General features: G+C 71.8%; 17 protein-coding genes. 5 read left to right on the forward strand and 12 right to left on the reverse strand.

The features are described 5' to 3' along the window. Positions 1 to 4 precede the first annotated feature (4 nt). The 4 genes from hutI to hutH all read right to left on the reverse strand — a co-directional run bounded on the left by hutI (position 5) and on the right by hutH (position 6,602). Entirely contained in the window at positions 5 to 1,327 is a 1,323-nt protein-coding gene (gene hutI, locus ACFVS8_RS12910) for an imidazolonepropionase (protein ID WP_387062686.1), read from the reverse strand. Beyond that, positions 1,324 to 3,018 (reverse strand): urocanate hydratase, encoded by a 1,695-nt coding sequence (gene hutU / locus ACFVS8_RS12915; RefSeq protein WP_387062688.1) that lies wholly within the window; start codon positions 3,016 to 3,018, stop codon positions 1,324 to 1,326. Before hutU ends, hutI begins: the two co-directional genes overlap by 4 nt. Before the next feature lie 141 nt (positions 3,019 to 3,159). After that, a complete protein-coding gene (locus ACFVS8_RS12920) occupies positions 3,160 to 4,629 on the reverse strand; it encodes a M23 family metallopeptidase (RefSeq protein ID WP_387062691.1) in 1,470 nt (489 codons plus the stop codon). A 263-nt stretch (positions 4,630 to 4,892) separates the two neighbouring features. Then, positions 4,893 to 6,602 (reverse strand): histidine ammonia-lyase, encoded by a 1,710-nt coding sequence (hutH, locus tag ACFVS8_RS12925; protein ID WP_387062694.1) that lies wholly within the window; start codon positions 6,600 to 6,602, stop codon positions 4,893 to 4,895. 181 nt (positions 6,603 to 6,783) lie between these two features. On the opposite strand from hutH, the gene ACFVS8_RS12930 reads away from it, so the two are divergent. Then, on the forward strand, positions 6,784 to 7,554 hold the full coding sequence (locus tag ACFVS8_RS12930) for an IclR family transcriptional regulator (RefSeq protein WP_387062697.1): 771 nt from the start codon (positions 6,784 to 6,786) through the stop codon (positions 7,552 to 7,554). 192 nt (positions 7,555 to 7,746) lie between these two features. Continuing rightward, positions 7,747 to 8,019, forward strand: a complete 273-nt coding sequence (locus ACFVS8_RS12935) for a hypothetical protein (RefSeq protein WP_387062700.1) — start codon at positions 7,747 to 7,749, stop codon at positions 8,017 to 8,019. A gap of 92 nt (positions 8,020 to 8,111) precedes the next feature. Here the strand turns inward: ACFVS8_RS12935 and ACFVS8_RS12940 are convergent, their stop codons facing one another. After that, positions 8,112 to 8,483, reverse strand: a complete 372-nt coding sequence (locus tag ACFVS8_RS12940; protein ID WP_387062703.1) for an HNH endonuclease — start codon at positions 8,481 to 8,483, stop codon at positions 8,112 to 8,114. A 169-nt stretch (positions 8,484 to 8,652) separates the two neighbouring features. Here ACFVS8_RS12940 and ACFVS8_RS12945 point away from each other — a divergent pair, with 169 nt between their 5' ends. Beyond that, positions 8,653 to 9,351 carry a DedA family protein gene (locus ACFVS8_RS12945; protein WP_387062706.1) on the forward strand — a complete coding sequence of 233 codons (699 nt, stop codon included), beginning with the start codon at positions 8,653 to 8,655 and terminating at the stop codon, positions 9,349 to 9,351. 33 nt (positions 9,352 to 9,384) lie between these two features. Here ACFVS8_RS12945 and ACFVS8_RS12950 read toward each other — a convergent pair whose 3' ends face one another. Continuing rightward, positions 9,385 to 10,002, reverse strand: coding sequence for an antibiotic biosynthesis monooxygenase (locus ACFVS8_RS12950; RefSeq protein ID WP_387062709.1), 618 nt, complete (start codon positions 10,000 to 10,002; stop codon positions 9,385 to 9,387). Positions 10,003 to 10,153: 151 nt separating this feature from the next. Between ACFVS8_RS12950 and ACFVS8_RS12955 the strand changes: the two genes are divergently transcribed. Continuing rightward, positions 10,154 to 10,582, forward strand: a complete 429-nt coding sequence (locus ACFVS8_RS12955) for a cupin domain-containing protein (protein ID WP_387062712.1) — start codon at positions 10,154 to 10,156, stop codon at positions 10,580 to 10,582. A 23-nt stretch (positions 10,583 to 10,605) separates the two neighbouring features. Here ACFVS8_RS12955 and ACFVS8_RS12960 read toward each other — a convergent pair whose 3' ends face one another. From ACFVS8_RS12960 to ACFVS8_RS12975, 4 genes are all read right to left on the reverse strand, one after another. Then, on the reverse strand, positions 10,606 to 11,289 hold the full coding sequence (locus tag ACFVS8_RS12960; RefSeq protein WP_387062715.1) for a response regulator: 684 nt from the start codon (positions 11,287 to 11,289) through the stop codon (positions 10,606 to 10,608). After that, the gene (locus ACFVS8_RS12965; protein ID WP_387062719.1) at positions 11,286 to 12,533 is read right to left on the reverse strand and encodes a sensor histidine kinase; all 1,248 of its coding nucleotides are present in this window, start codon (positions 12,531 to 12,533) and stop codon (positions 11,286 to 11,288) included. Before ACFVS8_RS12965 ends, ACFVS8_RS12960 begins: the two co-directional genes overlap by 4 nt. Before the next feature lie 87 nt (positions 12,534 to 12,620). Further along, a complete protein-coding gene (locus ACFVS8_RS12970) occupies positions 12,621 to 13,928 on the reverse strand; it encodes an ABC transporter permease (protein ID WP_387062722.1) in 1,308 nt (435 codons plus the stop codon). Next, positions 13,925 to 14,644 (reverse strand): ABC transporter ATP-binding protein, encoded by a 720-nt coding sequence (locus tag ACFVS8_RS12975; RefSeq protein ID WP_387062724.1) that lies wholly within the window; start codon positions 14,642 to 14,644, stop codon positions 13,925 to 13,927. Before ACFVS8_RS12975 ends, ACFVS8_RS12970 begins: the two co-directional genes overlap by 4 nt. 338 nt (positions 14,645 to 14,982) lie before the next feature. Between ACFVS8_RS12975 and ACFVS8_RS12980 the strand changes: the two genes are divergently transcribed. Beyond that, complete coding sequence (locus tag ACFVS8_RS12980; protein WP_387062726.1) at positions 14,983 to 15,327, forward strand: hypothetical protein; 345 nt, start codon at positions 14,983 to 14,985, stop codon at positions 15,325 to 15,327. Here ACFVS8_RS12980 and ACFVS8_RS12985 read toward each other — a convergent pair. Then, positions 15,324 to 16,221 (reverse strand): IS5 family transposase gene (locus ACFVS8_RS12985; RefSeq protein WP_387062729.1). Its coding sequence is split into 2 segments (ribosomal slippage): positions 15,324 to 15,863 and positions 15,865 to 16,221, totalling 897 coding nucleotides; the frame shifts between segments, so codons are not numbered across the junction. The genes ACFVS8_RS12980 and ACFVS8_RS12985 overlap by 4 nt on opposite strands. Positions 16,222 to 16,265: 44 nt before the next feature. Then, positions 16,266 to 17,894, reverse strand: a complete 1,629-nt coding sequence (locus ACFVS8_RS12990) for an MFS transporter (protein WP_387062731.1) — start codon at positions 17,892 to 17,894, stop codon at positions 16,266 to 16,268. Between the last annotated feature and the right edge of the window lie 28 nt (positions 17,895 to 17,922).

Consider the following 17,922-nt stretch of genomic DNA (forward strand, 5'->3'; position numbering starts at 1 on the left):
CCGGTCAGGCGACCTGCTCGCCCCCGGCCCACACCCGCCGCACGAGGGGAACGCCCGGCCGGTAGGCCAGGTGCACGTGGCTCGGGGCGTCGAGTTCGACGAGGTCGGCGCGTGCGCCCGGGCGGATCGCCCCGACATCCGTGCGGCGCAGGGCGAGCGCGCCGCCCGCCGTCGAGGCCCAGATCGCCTCCGCCGGGGTCATGCCCATGTCGCGCACGGCCACCGCGATGCAGAACGGCAGCGAACTCGTGAAGCTCGATCCGGGATTGCAGTCGCTCGCGAGGGCGACTTCGACCCCGGCATCGATGAGCCGCCGCGCGTCGGGGTAGGGCTGGCGGGTCGAGAACTCGACGCCGGGCAGCAGCGTCGCCACGGTGTCGGATGCCGCGAGCGCCGCGACGTCCGCGTCGTCGAGGTAGGTGCAGTGGTCGACGGATGCCGCGCCGAGCTCGACCGCGAGACGAACCCCGCCGCCCGGGCCGAGCTGGTTGCCGTGCACCCGGATGCCGAGCCCCGCGGCGGCGCCCGCCTCGAGCACGCGCCGCGACTGCTCGGGCGTGAACGCGCCGCGCTCGCAGAAGGCGTCGACCCACGTGGCGTACGGGGCGCAGGCGTCGAGCATCTCGCCGACGACGAGCTCGACGTACGCGTCGGCGGCGCGTTCAGCCGCCTGCGCCGCGGCCTCGGGGGCCGTGCCGTCGCCGAAGCGCGGATCCTCGCGGAACTCGAACGGCACGACGTGCGCGCCGAGGAAGGTGACCTCGTCGGTCACCTCTCGGGCGAGGCGCACCAGGCGCTCCTCGTCGGCGACGCTCAGGCCGTAGCCCGACTTGATCTCGAACGTGGTGGTGCCCTGCGCGTGCAGTTCGGCGACGAAGTCGGCCAGGCGCGCACGCAGCTCGTCGTCGGTCGCGGCGCGCGTCGCGGCGACGGTCGAGCGGATGCCGCCGGCCTCGTATGCCGCGCCGGACATGCGAGCCGCGAACTCCTCGGCCCGGTCGCCGCCGAACACGATATGCGTGTGGCTGTCGACGAAGCCCGGGATCACGGCGCTGCCCCCGACGTCGACGACCTCGACGTCGGCATCCCAGAGCGCGCGGTGCTCCTCGCCGTCGAGACGCTCGTCGCGCTCGTGCCGTCGTTCGCCGCCGTGCGAGGGCGCGTGCGCGGCCGGTCCGACCCAGACGATCCGCCCGTCGTCGACGAGCACGGCCGCGTCGCGGACGATGCCGAGCCGGCCGCCCTCACGGCCGGGGGCCGGGTCGTTGGTGACGAGCTCGCCGATGTCGGTCAGCAGCATCCGTCGGACCGCACCGCCGTCGCTCATGCTTCCATCATGGGCACGCAGAGACCGCGCTCGGCGGCGACCTCCCGGGCGCGCTCGTATCCGGCGTCGACGTGGCGCATGACCCCCGTGCCCGGGTCGTTCACGAGCACGCGCGCGATCTTCTCGGCCGCGAGGTCGGTGCCGTCGGCCACGATCACCTGGCCGGCGTGGATCGATCGGCCGATGCCGACGCCGCCGCCGTGGTGCAGCGACACCCAGGTCGCGCCCGAGGCGGTGTTGAGCAGGGCGTTCAGGAGCGGCCAGTCGGCGATCGCGTCGGAGCCGTCGGCCATGGCCTCGGTCTCGCGGTAGGGGCTCGCGACGCTGCCGGAGTCGAGGTGGTCGCGGCCGATCACGACGGGCGCGCTGAGCTCGCCCGAGGCGACCATCTCGTTGAACTTGAGGCCGGCCAGATGACGCTCCTGGTAGCCGAGCCAGCAGATGCGAGCGGGCAGCCCCTCGAAGTGCACCTTCTCGCCGGCCTGCGTGATCCAGCGGCGCAGGTGCTCGTCTTCGGGGAACAGCTCGAGGATCGCACGGTCGGTCGCGGCGATGTCGGCGGGGTCGCCCGAGAGCGCCGCCCACCGGAACGGGCCCTTGCCCTCGGCGAAGAGCGGGCGGATGTACGCGGGCACGAATCCCGGGAACGCGAACGCACGATCGTGCGGGAGCCCGCCGAGCTCGGCCTCTCGGCGGATCGAGTTGCCGTAGTCGAAGACCTCGGCCCCGGCCTCCTGGAACGCCGTCATCGCTTCGACCTGCTTCGCCATGCTCTCGCGGGCGCGCAGGGTGAACCCGTCGGGGTCGGATGCCGCGAGCGCGTGCCATTCGTCGACGCCCACCCCCTCGGGCAGGTAGCTGAGCGGGTCGTGCGCGCTGGTCTGGTCTGTGACGATGTCGATCGGCACGCCGCGGCGCAGCAGTTCGGGGAAGACGGATGCCGCGTTGCCCACGACTCCGACGCTGAGGGCCGTGCGCGCCTGCTTCGCGGCGAGCACCCGGGCGATCGCGTCGTCGAGGTCGGTGGTGTACTCATCGAGGTAGCCGTGCTCGACGCGGCGGGCGAGGCGGGTCTCGTCGACGTCGACGATGAGCACCGCCCCCTCGTTCATGGTGACCGCGAGCGGCTGGGCGCCGCCCATGCCGCCGCATCCGCCCGTGAGCGTGAGCGTGCCGGCGAGGCTGCCGCCGAACCGGGCACGGGCGATCGCGCCGAACGTCTCGTAGGTGCCCTGCAGGATGCCCTGGGTGCCGATGTAGATCCACGAACCCGCGGTCATCTGCCCGTACATGGTGAGGCCCTGCTGCTCGAGCCTGCGGAACTCGGGCCACGTCGCCCAGTCGCCCACGAGGTTCGAGTTGGCGATGAGCACGCGCGGCGCCCACTCGTGCGTGCGGAACACGCCGACCGGCTTGCCCGACTGCACCAGCAGCGTCTCGTCGGCCTCGAGGCCTTCGAGCGTGCGCACGATGGCGTCGAACGACTCCCAGTTGCGGGCGGCCTTGCCCGTGCCGCCGTAGACGACGAGGTCGTCGGGTCGCTCGGCGACCTCGGGGTCGAGGTTGTTCATGAGCATGCGCAGGGGCGCCTCGGTCTGCCAGCTCTTGGCGGTGAGGGCGGTGCCGCGGGCGGCGCGGACGGTGCGCGGGCCGGTCGTCGCCCGGCGCTCGGTCGTGGGTGCGTCGGTCATGCTCCGATGCTCGCTCACGTTATGGGGTGCGACAACGGATGCCGCGGCGCACCCGTCCGGGATCCCAGACGAGCAGGTTCACGGGGAGGTCGCCTGCTGGCCTCGGACGGCTCGGCTCGGCTCGGCTCGGCGCAGCTCGGCTCAGCCGACGAGGATGCCGCGCGCCGCCATGAACGGACGCGCGTCGACCGCGACGCCGTCGAGGCGCACCTCGAAGTGCAGGTGGCAACCGGTGGATGCGCCGGTGCTGCCCACCATGCCGATCAGCTGACCCGCCGTCACCGTGTCGCCGGCGTTCACGAGGATCCCGCCGTCGACGAGGTGCGCGTAGCCGGTCGAGACGCCCGAACCGTGGTCGAGCAGGATCCAGTTGCCGTAGCTGCCGTTGGCGCGCGCCTCGACGACCACGCCGCCGGTGGCCGCGAAGACGGGGGTGTTGCACGATGCCGCGACGTCGGTGCCGCGGTGGAACTCGTTCACACCGGCGACCGGTCGCACGGGCCGAGGTCCGAAGCCGTCGGTCAGGCGGCCCGCGACCGGCTGGGACCAGCCCTGCTCGCTGAGCTGACCGGAGTCGGACGGGAGCGTGGTGATCAGCGCGACGCTCTCGGCTGCGGCCTTCGCCTGCAGGCCGTCGAGCGAGGTGCGCGCCGCGGCGAGCACGGTCTCGGCGTCGGCGACGGCGGTCTCGCGCTGTTCGACGCCCGTCTCGTCGGCAGCGGCCCAGGCCTCGGCGGCCTTGGCCTCGGCTTCGTCGGCTGCGGCGTCGGCATCGGCGGCGATCTGCTCGAGTGCGGCCGTGTCGCCCGCGAGATCGGCGACCCTGGCCATGCCGGCGAGCCCGGCGAGCAGGTCTTTGCCGGAGCCGAATGCCGCGTCGAGCGAGCTGAGCGTGCTTCCGCCGCTGTTCTTCGCGGCTGCGAAGTACGTGCGGCCGGCCGCGTCGGCCTGGGTGCGGAGTTCTGCGGCCTCGTCGTCGGCCTGACGGGCGAGCGTGCGGGCGGTCTCGCGCGTCGACTTCGCGCCCGCGAGCGAGGTCTCGGCCTTGCGCAGGTCGGTCATCGCCCGGTCGATCGAGGTGCGAGCCGCGAGCAGCGAGGTCACGTCGCGGTTCGCGCCGGTGGTCACGCGGAGGTACGGGCCCTCGCCGCTGAACACGACGTCGGCGGAGAGCGGAGCCGGTGACGGTGCGACCGGGGTCGGAGTCGGGGTCGGCGTGGGTGTCGGAGTCGGTGTCGGAGTCGGCGTCGGCGTCGGAGTGGGGGTCGGCTCAGGTGTGGGAGTCGGTGTCGGCGTCGGGGTGGGCTCAGGCGTGGGCGTCGGAGTCGGCTCGGGTGTGGGCTCAGGCGTCGGCGACGGCGTTGGCGTCTCGCTCGGCGCCTCGGTCGCAGGGTCGGTGGGCGTCTCGGTCGCATCGCCCGTCGTGTCGCCGGTCTCGGTCGCGACGGCGGGAGGCGTCGCGGGCGGCGTCTCCTCGGCGTACGAGGGACTCGAGCCGACGACGCCGATGAGGGCGACGAGGGCGAGTGCTGAGACCGTCGTCGCGGCACGACGCCCGCCTCGCGCGGCGTTCGCGCGGGGTGGATCGGGCTGAGTTCGATGCTGCGTCATTGGGTCCATTCGAGCTGCCGGCGCGACGCCGACTCCGTTCAGTCTGGCACCGGCGTTTGAGCCGCACAACAGTTGAAACGCCGCCTGTGACCTGTTAAGGGGGTCCTCTGAGGAACGTCTGCGCGAAGGTGCAGCGGACCCGTGCGGATCGTGCGACGGGGTCGCCGAGGGTGCCGATCGCACCGGCATCCGTCGACGACCGCCGCATCTCGGCGGGCGGGAACTCGCAACGGATCCCGACGGCTCGGAGGGCCGACGCCGGGTCAGGCGAGCGGGGCGCCGACCGCCGAAGCGGCCCGGTCGCGCACCTCGCCCGCGGCCACCATCGCGGTGATCGCCTCGATCTCTGGGGAAAGGAACCGGTCGGGACCGGGTACCGCCCCGACGCCCGCGACGAGCGACACGACGGCGTCGCTCGCGGCGCCGGGCTCGAGCGGCGCGCGCAGCGCGAGCCCGCGGGCGGCGGTCATGACCTCGATCGCGAGCACGCGGGTGAGGCCGTCGACCGCCCGGCGCAGCTTGCGCCCGGCCGCCCAGCCCATCGACACGTGGTCCTCCTGCATGGCCGACGACGGGATCGAGTCGACCGATGCCGGCACGGCGAGCCGCTTCAGCTCCGACACGATGCCGGCGGCGGTGTACTGGGCGATCATGAGGCCCGAGTCCACGCCGACCTCGTGTGCGAGGAACGGCGGCAGCCCCTGGTTGCGGGCCCGGTCGAGGAACCGGTCGGTGCGACGCTCGCTCATCGACGCGACATCCGCCACCGCGATCGCGAGGAAGTCGAGCACGTACGCGACCGGCGCCCCGTGGAAGTTGCCGTTCGACTCGACGCGGCCGTCGGGCGTGAGCACGGGGTTGTCGATGGCGCTCGCGAGCTCGGCCTCGGCGACGGATGCCGCGTGGGCGAGCGTGTCGCGGGCGGCGCCGTGCACCTGCGGGGCGCAGCGCAGCGAGTAGGCGTCCTGCACGCGCGTGCACTCGGGGCCCTTGTGGCTGGCGACGATGGGGGAGCCGGCGAGCACGGCGCGCAGGTTCGCGGCCGAGACGGCCTGTCCTCGCTGTGGGCGCAGGGCGTGCAGGTCGGCCGCGAACACGGCGTCGGTGGCCATGAGGCCCTCGACGCTCATGGCCGCGGCGACGTCGGCGGTGGCGAGCAGCATCCGCAGGTCGTCGATCGCGAGCGCGAGCATGCCGAGCATGCCGTCGGTGCCGTTGATGAGCGCGAGGCCCTCCTTCTCGCCGAGGCGGAGCGGCGCGATGCCGGCGGCGGCGAGGGCAGCGCCCGCCGGCATGAGGACGGTTGCGGGCGGGGCCTGCGTTTCGAGGTCTTCCGCGGTACGCGGCTCGGAGCTGCGCTCCTCACGCGCTACGGCTGCCGCCTTTCGAGGTGCGCTAGAGCGCACCTCGCCCTCGCCCATGGCCACCAGCGCGCAGTGCGAGAGCGGCGCGAGGTCGCCCGAGCAGCCGAGCGAGCCGTACTCGCGCACGACCGGCGTGATGCCCGCGTTCAGGATCGCGGCATAGGTCTCGGCGGTCTGGCGGCGCACGCCCGTGCGGCCGGTCATGAGCGTCGACAGGCGCAGCAGCATGAGCGCGCGCACGACCTCGGCCTCGACCTCGGCGCCCGACCCGGCGGCGTGCGAGCGCACGAGGCTCGCCTGCAGCTGCGCACGGCGGTCCTCGGCGATGAAGGTCGTGGCGAGCGCGCCGAAGCCCGTCGAGATGCCGTAGTGCGGCTCGGGGTCGGCGGCCAGGGCCTCGATGATCTCGCGGCTGGCGGCGACGCCGTCGAGTGCTGCGGGGTCGAGCACGACGGATGCCCCGTGCCTGGCGACGGCGACGACCTCGGCGATGCTCAGCGGCCCCGCGCCGACGACGACCTCGGCGAGGTCGGCTCCGCGAGCGGCGGGGCGTGCGGAGACGGATGCCGCGGACGACGAGGACGCGGATGCAGGCGCAGTGGTGCTCATGCCCTCCATTCCAGCCTGCGTCCACGCGCGCGGGAACGCCTGCTCGGAGGCATCCGTCCGGGATCCCGGACACGCGGGTAGGCTGGCCGCCAGGTGCTGCGACGAAAGGGCGATCTTGGCTGAAACCGCGCGATCGAACGACCAGGATCGCCCACTCGCGACTGCGCGAGGCGGGGCGAAGGTGCCCGCCGCCGACCAGACGCTCGCGATCCTCAGCCACCTCGCCGCGCAGCGCGGCCCGGTGCCCGCCGCGACGATCGCGCAGTCGCTCGGCCTGCCGCGATCGACGGTCTACCACCTGCTCGCGGTGATGGCCGACCGCGGCTTCGTCGTGCACCTGCCCGAGGAACGCCGATACGGCCTCGGCGTCGCCGCGTTCGAGCTCTCGAGCGGGTTCAGCCGCCAGCAGCCGCTCGCCCGCCTCGGCCGCCCGCTCGTCGCGAACCTCGTCGACCGCCTGGGCGAGAGCGGGCACCTCGCGGTGCTGCACGGCCGGGACGTGCTCTACCTCGTCGAGGAGCGCGCGCCGCGGCGCCCGTCGCTCGTGACCGACGTGGGAGTGCGGTTGCCCGCCCACCTCACGGCCACCGGCCGCGCGATGCTCGCCGAACTGCCGCCGGCGCAGCTGCGCGCGCTCTACCCCGATCGCGCGGCGTTCGCCACGCGGCATCCGTCGACCGGCGCCGGAGCGGATGCCGCGGACTGGACCTACGGGCGCCTGAAGCGCGTGCTCGCCGAGGTGCGCCAGCGCGGCTGGGCCGCCGAGGACGGCGAGGTGACGCCGGGCCTCGCCTCGGTCGGCGCGCCCGTCGTCGACCACCTCGCCTGGCCGGCTGCGGCGATCGCCGTGACCTACTCGAACGAGTCGCCCGAGGCGACGGCGGATGCAGCGGCCACCGGCGTGCTCGACGCCGCCGCCGAGCTCTCGCGGCGCATCCGCGGGGTGCGCTGAGCCGTAGCGCTCCAGATGCTCGCGCACCGGCCGGGGACGATTCCGGCCGCTTCTCGGCGAGCCCGGAGTCCGGGGCCGGACGTAGACTTCTTCAACACCCCGTGGACGATGCCGACGAGCGTCAACGGCGCCCGCATCTCCATGGTCTCGATGACGATCGGTGCGCCCGGTCGGTTACAGGTGGGAGTGGACATGAGCGGCGAGTGGCATCGCAAGCACCTCGGAGACGACGTGCCGGAGCAGGCGCCCGGTGAAGAGACGCTGTTGGGCTCCGCGGGCGACGAGGTTCCGCCCGGCGGAGTCGTCGCGGGCTCCTTCAGCCAGGAGTTCCCCGGTGCCGACCCGTACGCGGGCATCCCGGCCGACCAGGTCGGCCTCCCGCCGCTCAGCGAGGCCGAGCAGGAGGCCGTGGAGCGCGAGGCCGACCGGCTCGCAGACGACCCGGACGCGCGCCGCGACCTCTGAGATCGGTCGGCGCCGGCGATCTCGGTGGGGCTCCCGGCTTTCGCCGGCGGGGGCGGCGTTGATCGTCCGCTCACCGCCCGGCAGTCGGAACGTCACTCGACTGCGACATCCGGAACCGCGAAGCGCGCCAGCAGGAGCACGCGGACCTCGTACTGCTGGAGCAGGAACGCGCGCTCGTCGAGCTTCTTGCGGCGAAGCCACGAGGTGACCTCGTCGTTGGACTTGCTCGCGTTGCACGGTCCGCACGCCGGCACGACATTGTCGAGCGTGTACCGGCCACCGCGCGAGATCGGCTGGACGCAATCCTTCTGCAGAGGCCGGTCCTTCGCGCCGCAGTAGGCGCAGGCACCCCATTCGGCCACCAGCGCCTCCCACTGCTCCGGGCTGAGGTCATGGGTGTGCTGCGCCATGCGGCGCTTCCGCCGACGGGCGTACACCGCGGCGCGACTCCGACTGACGGCCATGCCGACAGGCTAGATCCGGAACGCTCCCGACCGGCGGAGGCCGCTGGGCCGGCCGCGGCATCCGTCGTCGTGCGCGGCGCGCCGCGATGCTCAGGCGGCGTTCACCCATGCCAGCTAGCGTGGTCACGCCGACGGGCACCCCTCACCGACCGCCGACCATCGGAGCCGCATGACTCCCCTGACGACCCTCACGACCGCCGCCGAGGCGGCCGACCACGGCTTCACCGGACTCACCGGCTTCGCCGCCGACATCCTGAACGCCATGGGCGATGCCGGTGTCGGCGTGCTCGTGTTCCTCGAGGTGCTGATCCCGCCGATCCCGAGCGAGGTGATCCTGCCGTTCGCGGGCTACCTCAGCCAGTCGGGCGACCTGCACCTCGGGTGGCTCATCGCCTGGTCGACGCTCGCGTCGGTGCTCGGCGCCCTGCTGCTCTACGCGCTGGGCGCAGCGATCGGCATCGACCGCGCCATCGCCTGGATCGCGTGGACCCGCCTCGTCAGCCGCACCGACCTCGAGCGCGGCGCCGAGTGGTTCCACCGGCACGGGCGATGGTCGGTGCTGTTCGGCCGCATGATCCCGGGCGTGCGCAGCCTCATCTCGCTGCCGGCGGGCGCAGATCGGATGCCGCTGCACACCTTCGTGGCCTTCACCGCGCTCGGCTCGCTCGCGTGGAACTCGCTGCTCATCGGCGTGGGTGCCGCGCTCGGAACCCAGCACCAGGCGATCGACCATTGGCTGCAGTACCTCGACTACCTCGTCTACGGGGCGATCGCGGTCGCGCTCGTCGTGCTCGTGGTGCGCCGCATCCGCGAGTCGCGCACCGCGAGCGGGCGGGCGCCCGACGACGGCGAGGCCGCCGAGGGGTGAGCGGTGCCGCGGGCGGCCGCCCGCGGCATCCGCTCAGCTCGTGCGAGGAGCGAGCCAGCGCCGCAATGACCGGGTCACGAACGGCAGCACCCAGTAGGTCATGATCGGCGTGAGCACGAGCGTGGTCACGAGCACGCGGAGCCAGATCGGCAGCCCGTTCCAGCCCGGCACGGGCGACATGAGGTACGTGAAGACCAGGTTGACCGGGAAGAAGCCGAGCCAGATCGTGACCGCCTGCTTCCAGCGCGGCGGTGCAGGAGGCAGTTCGTCGGCGTCGGATGCCGGGGTCGGGTCGATGACCGGGATGGAGCCGGTCGGCGGCTCGTCGAACCAGCCCTCGATGCCGGTGCGTCGGCGCGATCGCTCGGACCGCACGAAGCCCTCGCCCTCGGCGAGCCACGCGCCGCGCTCGGCGGAGTGCTCCCACGCCTCGAGGGTCTGCTCGTTCGAGAAGCGGTAGAGCATGTGCCAGACGTCGGAGTCCTCTGCGGCACGCACCCAACCCGACCCGAGGAAGCCCGGGTACCGGTTGGCGAGGTTCACCCCCGACTGCACCCAGGCGGTGGTCTCGGGGATGCGGTCGGGGTCGACCTCTCGGCGGATCGAGACGGTGACGGGTTGGCTCGCGGCGCTCGCCGGATTCGCGGTCATGGGTCGTGGCCTCTCGTTGCCCGCGGGGGTGGTACGGGGATCGGAGCGAAGGAACGCCGCGAGGGCCCTCGGTGTTCCGTGGGCCCCCTCGGCCTGCACCAGTGTAGGCATCCCGCGTTACCCGAGTGTTTCAGGTCGGTAGGCTGCGCGGGTGAGCGACTTTCAGGTGCTGGACATCGGCGGACTCGACGCGTGGCGATCGCACTTCGGCGGATTCCGCCCAGACAGCTCGCGCGACGGGCGTCGCGTGATCGACCACGAACTGACGACGCAGTTCATCGGCATGACCGCCAACGCGCTGGCGCCGGGTGAAGAGGCCGGCTACTGGCACCGGCATGCGAAGGTCGAGGAGCTCTACGTGTTCCTCGAGGGGCGGGGCCAGATGGGCCTCGACGACGAGGTGGTCGACGTCGGAGCCGGATCCGTGGTGCGCGTCGGGCAGGGCGTCTGGCGTACGTGGCGCTGCGCCCCCGACGGCGAGGGCGAGCTGCGCTGGCTCTGCATCCGCGCGGGCGGCACCGAGCTGCCGCACTTCCCCGACGATTCCGAGCGGGGCCCGGAGCGGCCGATGCCCTGGTAGCGGTCCCTCCCGGCCGGCTACGACTAGTGGTCCCCTGCCCGAACCAGCCCCGCCTCGTACGCGGCGATCACGAGCTGCGCACGGTCGTGCGCACCGAGCTTTGTCATGACCCGGTTCACGTGCGTCTTCGCCGTGTGCGGCGAGATCACGAGGTGCACGGCGATCTCGGCGTTCGACAGGCCGGTCGCCACGAGCACGAGCACCTCCCGCTCGCGCTCGGTGAGCGTCGCGAGGGCCGCACCGAGGGGCGAGGATGCCTCGGGCGCCGGGACAGCGCCACCGCGGACGTAGCGCTCGATGAGCACTCGCGTCGCCTGCGGCGAGAGCAGCGCTTCGCCCGCGTGGATGGTGCGCACGGCGTCCACGAGAGCGTCGGGGTCGGTGCCCTTGCCGATGAACCCCGACGCGCCGGCCTGCAGTGCGCGCGCGACGTTCTCGTCGTCCTCGAACGTCGTGAGGATGAGCACGCGCACGTTCGCGAGCGCCGGATCGTCGGCGATGCGCCGGGTGGCGCGGATGCCGTCGAGCCCGGGCATCCGGATGTCCATGAGCACGACGTCGGGCCGCAGGTCGGACGTCATCGCGACGGCTTCCTCACCGTCGGCGGCCTCCCCCACGACATCGAGGTCGGGTTCGCCCGCGACGAGAGCGGCGACCGCCTGCCGGATGAGCGGTTGGTCGTCGACGATGAGGATGCGGGCGTTCATACACCACCTCCGGCGTTCCGCGTGCCATCCCGACCGAGCGGCAGCTCCGCGCGTACCCGGAAGACGCCGCCGGCCGTGCCGGCTTCGACCGTGCCGCGGACGGCGAGGACGCGTTCGCGCAGGCCGACGAGGCCGTGACCGCCGAGGCCGTGCCCGGTCGTCGGCGCCGGCGTCCGCGTCTCGTCGGTGTCGACCGGGTTCGTCACGGTGATCGCCAACCGGGCGGCATCCTGTTCGACCAGCACGTGCGCGTGTCCGCCCGAGCCGTGCTTGTGCGCGTTCGTGAACGCCTCGCGCAGCACCTGGTACGCGGTCCGGTCCACCGCGTCGGGGAGCAGCTCGGCGGAGCCTTCCCGGCGAACGGTGACGGCGAGGCCGGATGCTGCGAACTCCTCGACGAGCGCATCGAGCTGGGCGAGGCCCGCCTGCGGGACGAGCTCCGGTTCCTGCACGCCTTCGTCTTCGGCGCGGAGGGCCGACAGCAGGTCGCCGATCTCGCCGAGCACGTCGCCGGCCGCCCGGCGCACCACCGCGATGGACTCGCGAGCGGTCGCGAGGTCGGGTTCGCGGCCTTCAGCGAGTGCACGTTGGGCGACGCCGGACTGAAGGTTCACGACCGCGATGCGGTGGGCGACGGCGTCGTGGAGGTCGCGGGCGATTCGCAACCGTTCCTCGGCGACGCGGCGTCGGGCCTCCGAGTCGCGCGTCGCTTCGGCGCGCTCGGCCCGGTCGGCGAGCTCGAGGATGTACGCGTGACGCGACTTGGTCGCGTCGCCGAGCGCGGCGGCGGCTGCCATGACGGCTGGCCCCGCGATCACGGAGCCGTCGAAGCCGACGAACCCGGCCCGGATCAGCTCGAGCCCGACGACGACCACGATCGCCGCGATGATCGCGAACCCGCCGGTGCGCCGGGTCGCACGACGGCCGACCCCGTACGCGGCGATGATCATCGGCATCACGAACGGCGCACCGTTGCCGAAGGCGATCTGCCCGAGTCCGAACAGCACGACCGTCGCCGCGAACGCGCCGATGGGGCGACGCCGTCGGAACAGTAGCGCCACCACCTCGGCCGCCACGATGAGGAGCGCCCATGGCTGGCTCAGCACGAGGGAGGGCTCCATGAGCCCCCGCGGCTTCCCGGTCGGGGCGAAGGCGACCAGGAGGCACCAGACGACGACGATCGCGTCCCACGCCCGGTCGGGCATGCGACGGCGCCGTGGGAACCCCGTTGCCGGTTGGCTCATGGTTCGATCCTCCCCTACCCCGACCTGGTGCGGGCGACCCGCACGCGGTGTCGCGCGTCCGGGTCGCCCGTCTCGTCCATCCAGCCGCTACTCGTAGCGCAGCGACTCGATGGGGTCCTGCCGCGCCGCACGCGCGGCGGGGATGGTGCCGGCGGCGAAGGCGATCGCGACGATGAGCAGCACGATCGACAACACCCCGGTCGGGTCGTAGGCGAACAGCATCAGGCCGGGCAGGTCGGCGAACAGGCTGCCCGCGAGCGCGTTGCCGAGGCCGAGACCCACGGCCATGCCGCTGCCGATGCCTACCGCGGCGCCGAGCAGTCCGATGAACGCCGCCTCGGTCGAGAACAGGCCGAACACCTTGCCGGAGCCCATGCCCATGGCCTTCATGAGGCCGATCTCGCGGGTGCGCTCCTGCACGCTCATGAGCAGCGTGTTGACGATGCCGAATCCGGCGGCGATGAGCGCGATCACGGCGAACGCGTTGAGCACGAGCACGATGGCATCGATCACGGTCTTGAACGCGCCGATCTGGTCCTCGACGGTCGTCGCCGTGAACCCGGCGTCGGCGAGGTCGTCCTTCAGCGCCTGCGTCGCGTCGTCGCCCGCGGTCGCGTCGAACCGCACGATCGCGGAACCGTAGCGCTCGGACTGGCCGGCCGGGGCGCCGGTCTGCGCGGCGTCGTACAGCGCGTCCGTGAAGGCGGTGTTCGGTGACGCACCGGAGGTGCCCGCGAGTCCCGCCTCCGAGACGCCGACGATCTCGGCGGTCACGGTGTGCGAGCCGCCCACCGCGTCGGTCAGGCCGAACTCGACGGTCGCGCCCACGGCATCCGCGTCGGATGCGAACCCGAGCGGTTCGACGTAGTCGACCGGGATGACGACCTGGTTCGACGATGCGGCCGGGTCCGGCTGCTCACCCGCGGCGAGCTGCATCTCCATGCCCGGGATGAACGAGCCGACCGAGATCGTGTATGGAGTCCCGTCACCGGCCTGCACGAAGTCGACCGAGACCTGCTTGGTCGGCTCGACGGACTCCACGCCGTCGATCGCGGCGATGTCGTCGAGGTCGTCGGTGGTGATCGGGTCGACGGCTGCGGCCGCCCCCGGTGCTCCGGGAGGGCCCGCCGCACCGGACGCGACCGCGTTCGGGTCGTACTCGGTCGGCCCGGAGTCGAGGCCGATGTCCTCGCTCGTGTGCGTCACCGTCATGACGTCCTCCGCGCCGATCGACGCGACGGTCTGGTCGATGTAGCGGTTGATGCCCGTGCCGAGGCCCGAGGTGATCGTGAGCGTGAACCCGCCGACGAAGATCGCGAGGATCGTGAGGAGCGTCCGGGTCTTCGAACGGAAGGTGTTGCCGACGGCCGTGCCGACGACGTCTGCGGTCTTCACGCGGCCACCGCCTCGGCTTCGGTCGCCGACGGTTCGTCAGCGTCGACGAGCAGCCCGTCGCGCACGGTGATCCGTCGATCGCATCGGGCCGCGAGATCCTCGTCGTGGGTGACGACGACCAGCGTGATGCCCCGCTCGCGGTTGAGTGTGAACAGGATGTCCTCCACGGCCGCTCCCGTCGCGGAGTCGAGGTTGCCCGTCGGCTCGTCGGCGAAGATGAGCGCCGGATCGTTCACGAGGGCGCGCGCGATGACCACGCGCTGCTTCTGCCCGCCCGAGAGGTCGGACGCGCGGTTCTTCGCCTTGTCGGCGAGGCCGAGCTGCTCGAGCGCCGCCAGGCCGCGACGCTTGCGCTCGGCGCGGCCGACGCCCGCGATCTTCAACGGCAGGATGACGTTCTCGAGCACGGTCTGGTTCGGCGTCAGGAAGAACTGCTGGAAGACGAACCCGAAGGTCTTGTTGCGTGCGCGGTTCAGCTCAGCCCCTTTGAGGCGTTCGGCCGGCTCGCCGTGCAGGAGCACCCGACCCTCGGTGGGCCGGTCGAGCAGGGCGAGCAGGTGCATGAGGGTCGACTTGCCCGAACCGGACTTGCCGACGATCGCGAGCGACTCGCCCTGGCGCACCTCGAAGCTCACCCCCTTGAGGGCGTCGAAGCGCGTCGCGCCCCGACCGTAGGACTTGCGCAGATCCTCGACCTGCAGCACGGGCGTGCTCATCTGGGTTTCCTTCCACGGCCCCGGCCGACGATCGGCCCCGGGGAGGTGTTCAAGTCAACGCCGAGACGCGATCGGGGTCGTCCCCCGGGAGGATGCACTCCGCGTACCGCAGGTGCGGTACGCGCACCGACCGGAAGCACAGGATTCGCTGCGATCGACGCTCGAATCGTACGGCGTGCTCTTCATCGATGAGGGCTCCGCCGGCGGATACGGCGTCCGGCGCGAGTTCACCGATGCGAAGTCCCGACGCCTCCAGACGTAGGAAGACGAGCGCGGGCCGGTCGCCGACGACCACATCTAGGGCGTGTCTCCTAATACGCCTGCGGCATGATGTGGGTGTGGAGCGCCTCGTAGACCTGGACGTCCTCGCGCAGCGGTTGTCGCCTGTGGTGAAGGAATGGCAGCGCTTGGCCTGGGTTGGGCCTTTCACTTGGCGGGACCAGATGGCGCGTTGGCCTCAGCCGATCACGTCGGATCGCGAGAGCGTCCAACTGCCCGACTCGCTCGGAATTCGAGTTCGCCGGGACGCTGACAGCGAGTTCGAGATTGTCGTTTGGGCCGGCGGATGGGCAGATGTCGAGTTCCTGCGTGACGGCGAGGTCTATTGCTTCTGCCCAGAGTTCAGCGATATCGGCGGCGCCTTCTCCTCCGTGGTCAAGGAGATCGAGGACTTCCTCGCTTAGCGAGTCTCGCTCATGCGGCTTGCCCAGAGCGTGACGGCCCGGAGGACGGCCCCGACACGGGAGGTGAGCGCGAGTTTGTCGTATCTGCTGGCCAGCCCGCGCCACTGCTTTGTGTCGTTGAAGCCGCGCTCGATCACATTCCGGCCGCGGTAGTCTTCGGCGTCGTACCGGACGGGGCGGCCGCCGCTGCTGCCCCGCCGCTTCTGGTGACCGGCCTGATCTGACGGCTCCGGAATCACCGCGACGATGCCACGCTGTCGAAGGTGTGCACGGATCGCGCGAGATGAGTACGCCTTGTCGCCGCGGACCCGGTCCGGCTTGGATCTTGGTCGGCCGGGACCGCTGCGGGCGACCCCAAGGTGGCCCATCAGAATCGGGAACATTGGGGCGTCGCCGGCCTGCCCGGGCCCGACCAGGACGACCAACGGCAGCCCATGACCGTCGACGAGCTGGTGGATCTTCGTACTCAGGCCGCCGCGCGAACGGCCGATCCCGTGATCAGCGGGCTCGGGCAGCAGTTTCTTGTAGTTCGACAAGTCCCCCTGTGACCCGCGGAAGAGTCGTCGCGTGCTGGTGCGCGCGGTTGATCGTGGAGTCCACGCTGACTGCCCAATTGATCTCTCCGGCAGCGTCGGCATCCGCGAGGAGCTCAGCGAGGATGTGATCCCAGGTCCCGTCGCCCGAATAACGGCGGTGCCGCTTCCAGAGCGTTTGCCAAGGCCCGAACGACTCGGGAACGTCACGCCAGGGCGAACCGACCCGGTATCGCCAGATGATGGCCTCGATCACCCGGCGGTCTTGCCGGAACGGGCGACCACGCTTGCCAATCGGCGATGGCAACAGCGGACGGATTCGGTCCCATTGAGCATCCGTCAATTCAGCAGCGCGAGGCACCCGAGTATCATCCCGCGCGCCACCCACCTATTAGGAGACACGCCCTAGGCGGCCTTCGACGGGTCGGGGATCTCCTGCGGCCGGTACTTCGGCAGGCGCGAGGCGGGGATCGCCGCGGCCGCGCTGAGGCCCGCGAGGATCAGGAACCCGAGCTTGAGCGTGTGCAGGCGCTCCTCCTCGTTGAGCGTCACGGCGGCATCGACCTGTTCGGGCGTCGCGGACGTCTGCTCGAGCGTGACGCGGAGGTCGTCGTTGCTGATGAAGTTCACCTGGTCGAGGTCGACCTGGGCGAGGAGTTCGTCGGGCAGGTCGGGATGCTCGGCGGCTGCGCCGGCCACGTTCAGCGTGAGCATGGTGACGAGCAGCGCGCCCATCACGGCGGTGCCGACCGCCGAGGCGAGGTTCTGCGTGGTGCCACGGATCGAGCCGACGTCGCCCGCGAGCTCCTTCGGCGCCGCCGTGACGAGCACGTTGAACACGAGGGTCACGAGTGCGCCCTGGCCGATGCCGAAGACCACGAGCCCGAGGATGGTCGGCAGCGTCTCCCAGTTGTTCGTGACGACGAACGAGAGCCAGAGGAGCGCCGCGGTCGTCAGCGCGAACGAGAACAGCGCGATCGTGCGGGGACTGTATCGGCGGTAGAACCGCACGATCAGCGTCGCCGTGATGAACACCGTCAGGTTGAACGGCATCATCGCGAGCGAGGTGTCGAAGGGCGTGCGACCCTGCACGATCTGGATGTAGGTCGGCACGGTGAAGTTCACCGCGGCCTCCATCGAGACGATGATGAACATCGCGTAGACCGCCGAACGCTCGCGCGCGTGCCCCAGCACGCTGAGGTTCACGAGCGGTTCCTGCCCTCGGCGCATGCGTCGCCTCGTCCAGAGGAAGAACGCCTGTCCGAGGATGAGCCCGACGACCACGAAGATCGGCGCCGGCGAGAGGCCCAGCACGTCGAACGGCGCGCCGTCGTCGGCCAGCAGGATGCCCCACGAGTTCAGGTTGTTGAATCCGAGCGTGAGCAGCACGATCGCCGAGCCGATGAGCAGCGAGGCGACGAGGTCGATGCGCACCGAGCGGTCGCCGCGGTCGGAGCGGAGGCCGAAGCTCAGCGCGAAGACGGCGATCGCGAGGGCGAGCGTGATGAAGAAGATCGGGCGCCACCCGACGAAGGTGCCGAGCGTGCCGCCGATGAGGAAGGCGCTGATGCCCGAGAACGCCCGAGCCGAGCCGAGCGAGCCGACGGCGGTCGCCTGCTGCGTTCCCCGGTAGTTCTCGGCGATGAGGGCCACCAGCGAGGGCACGATGATCGCGGCGGCTGCGCCCGCGAGCACCTGGCCCGCGATCGCCCACCCGATCGTGGGCGCGAGGATCATGATCAGCGAGGATGCCGCGAACACCACGAGCACGCATCGGAAGATGAGCACCCAGCCGATGCGCTGGCCGAGTTTCGCGCCCGTCATCACCAGCGCGGCGACCGCGAGGCCGTAGACGACGATGGTCGTGCTCGCGACGGTCGGAGGCACGCCGAAGTCCTCGACCATGCCGCCGAGCGAGATCGGCAGCGCGGCGACGTTGAACGACATGAGCACCTGGGCGAGGAAGAGGCCCACCATCGGAGCCCACGAGCGGCGCTCCTCGGTGGGGGTCGTCTCGGGTGCGTGTGCGGTCATGGTGCGGATCCCCTCGCTCCGGTGCCCC

This window comes from Agromyces sp. NPDC058110 (genome assembly GCF_042884735.1).
Lineage (GTDB): Bacteria > Actinomycetota > Actinomycetes > Actinomycetales > Microbacteriaceae > Agromyces.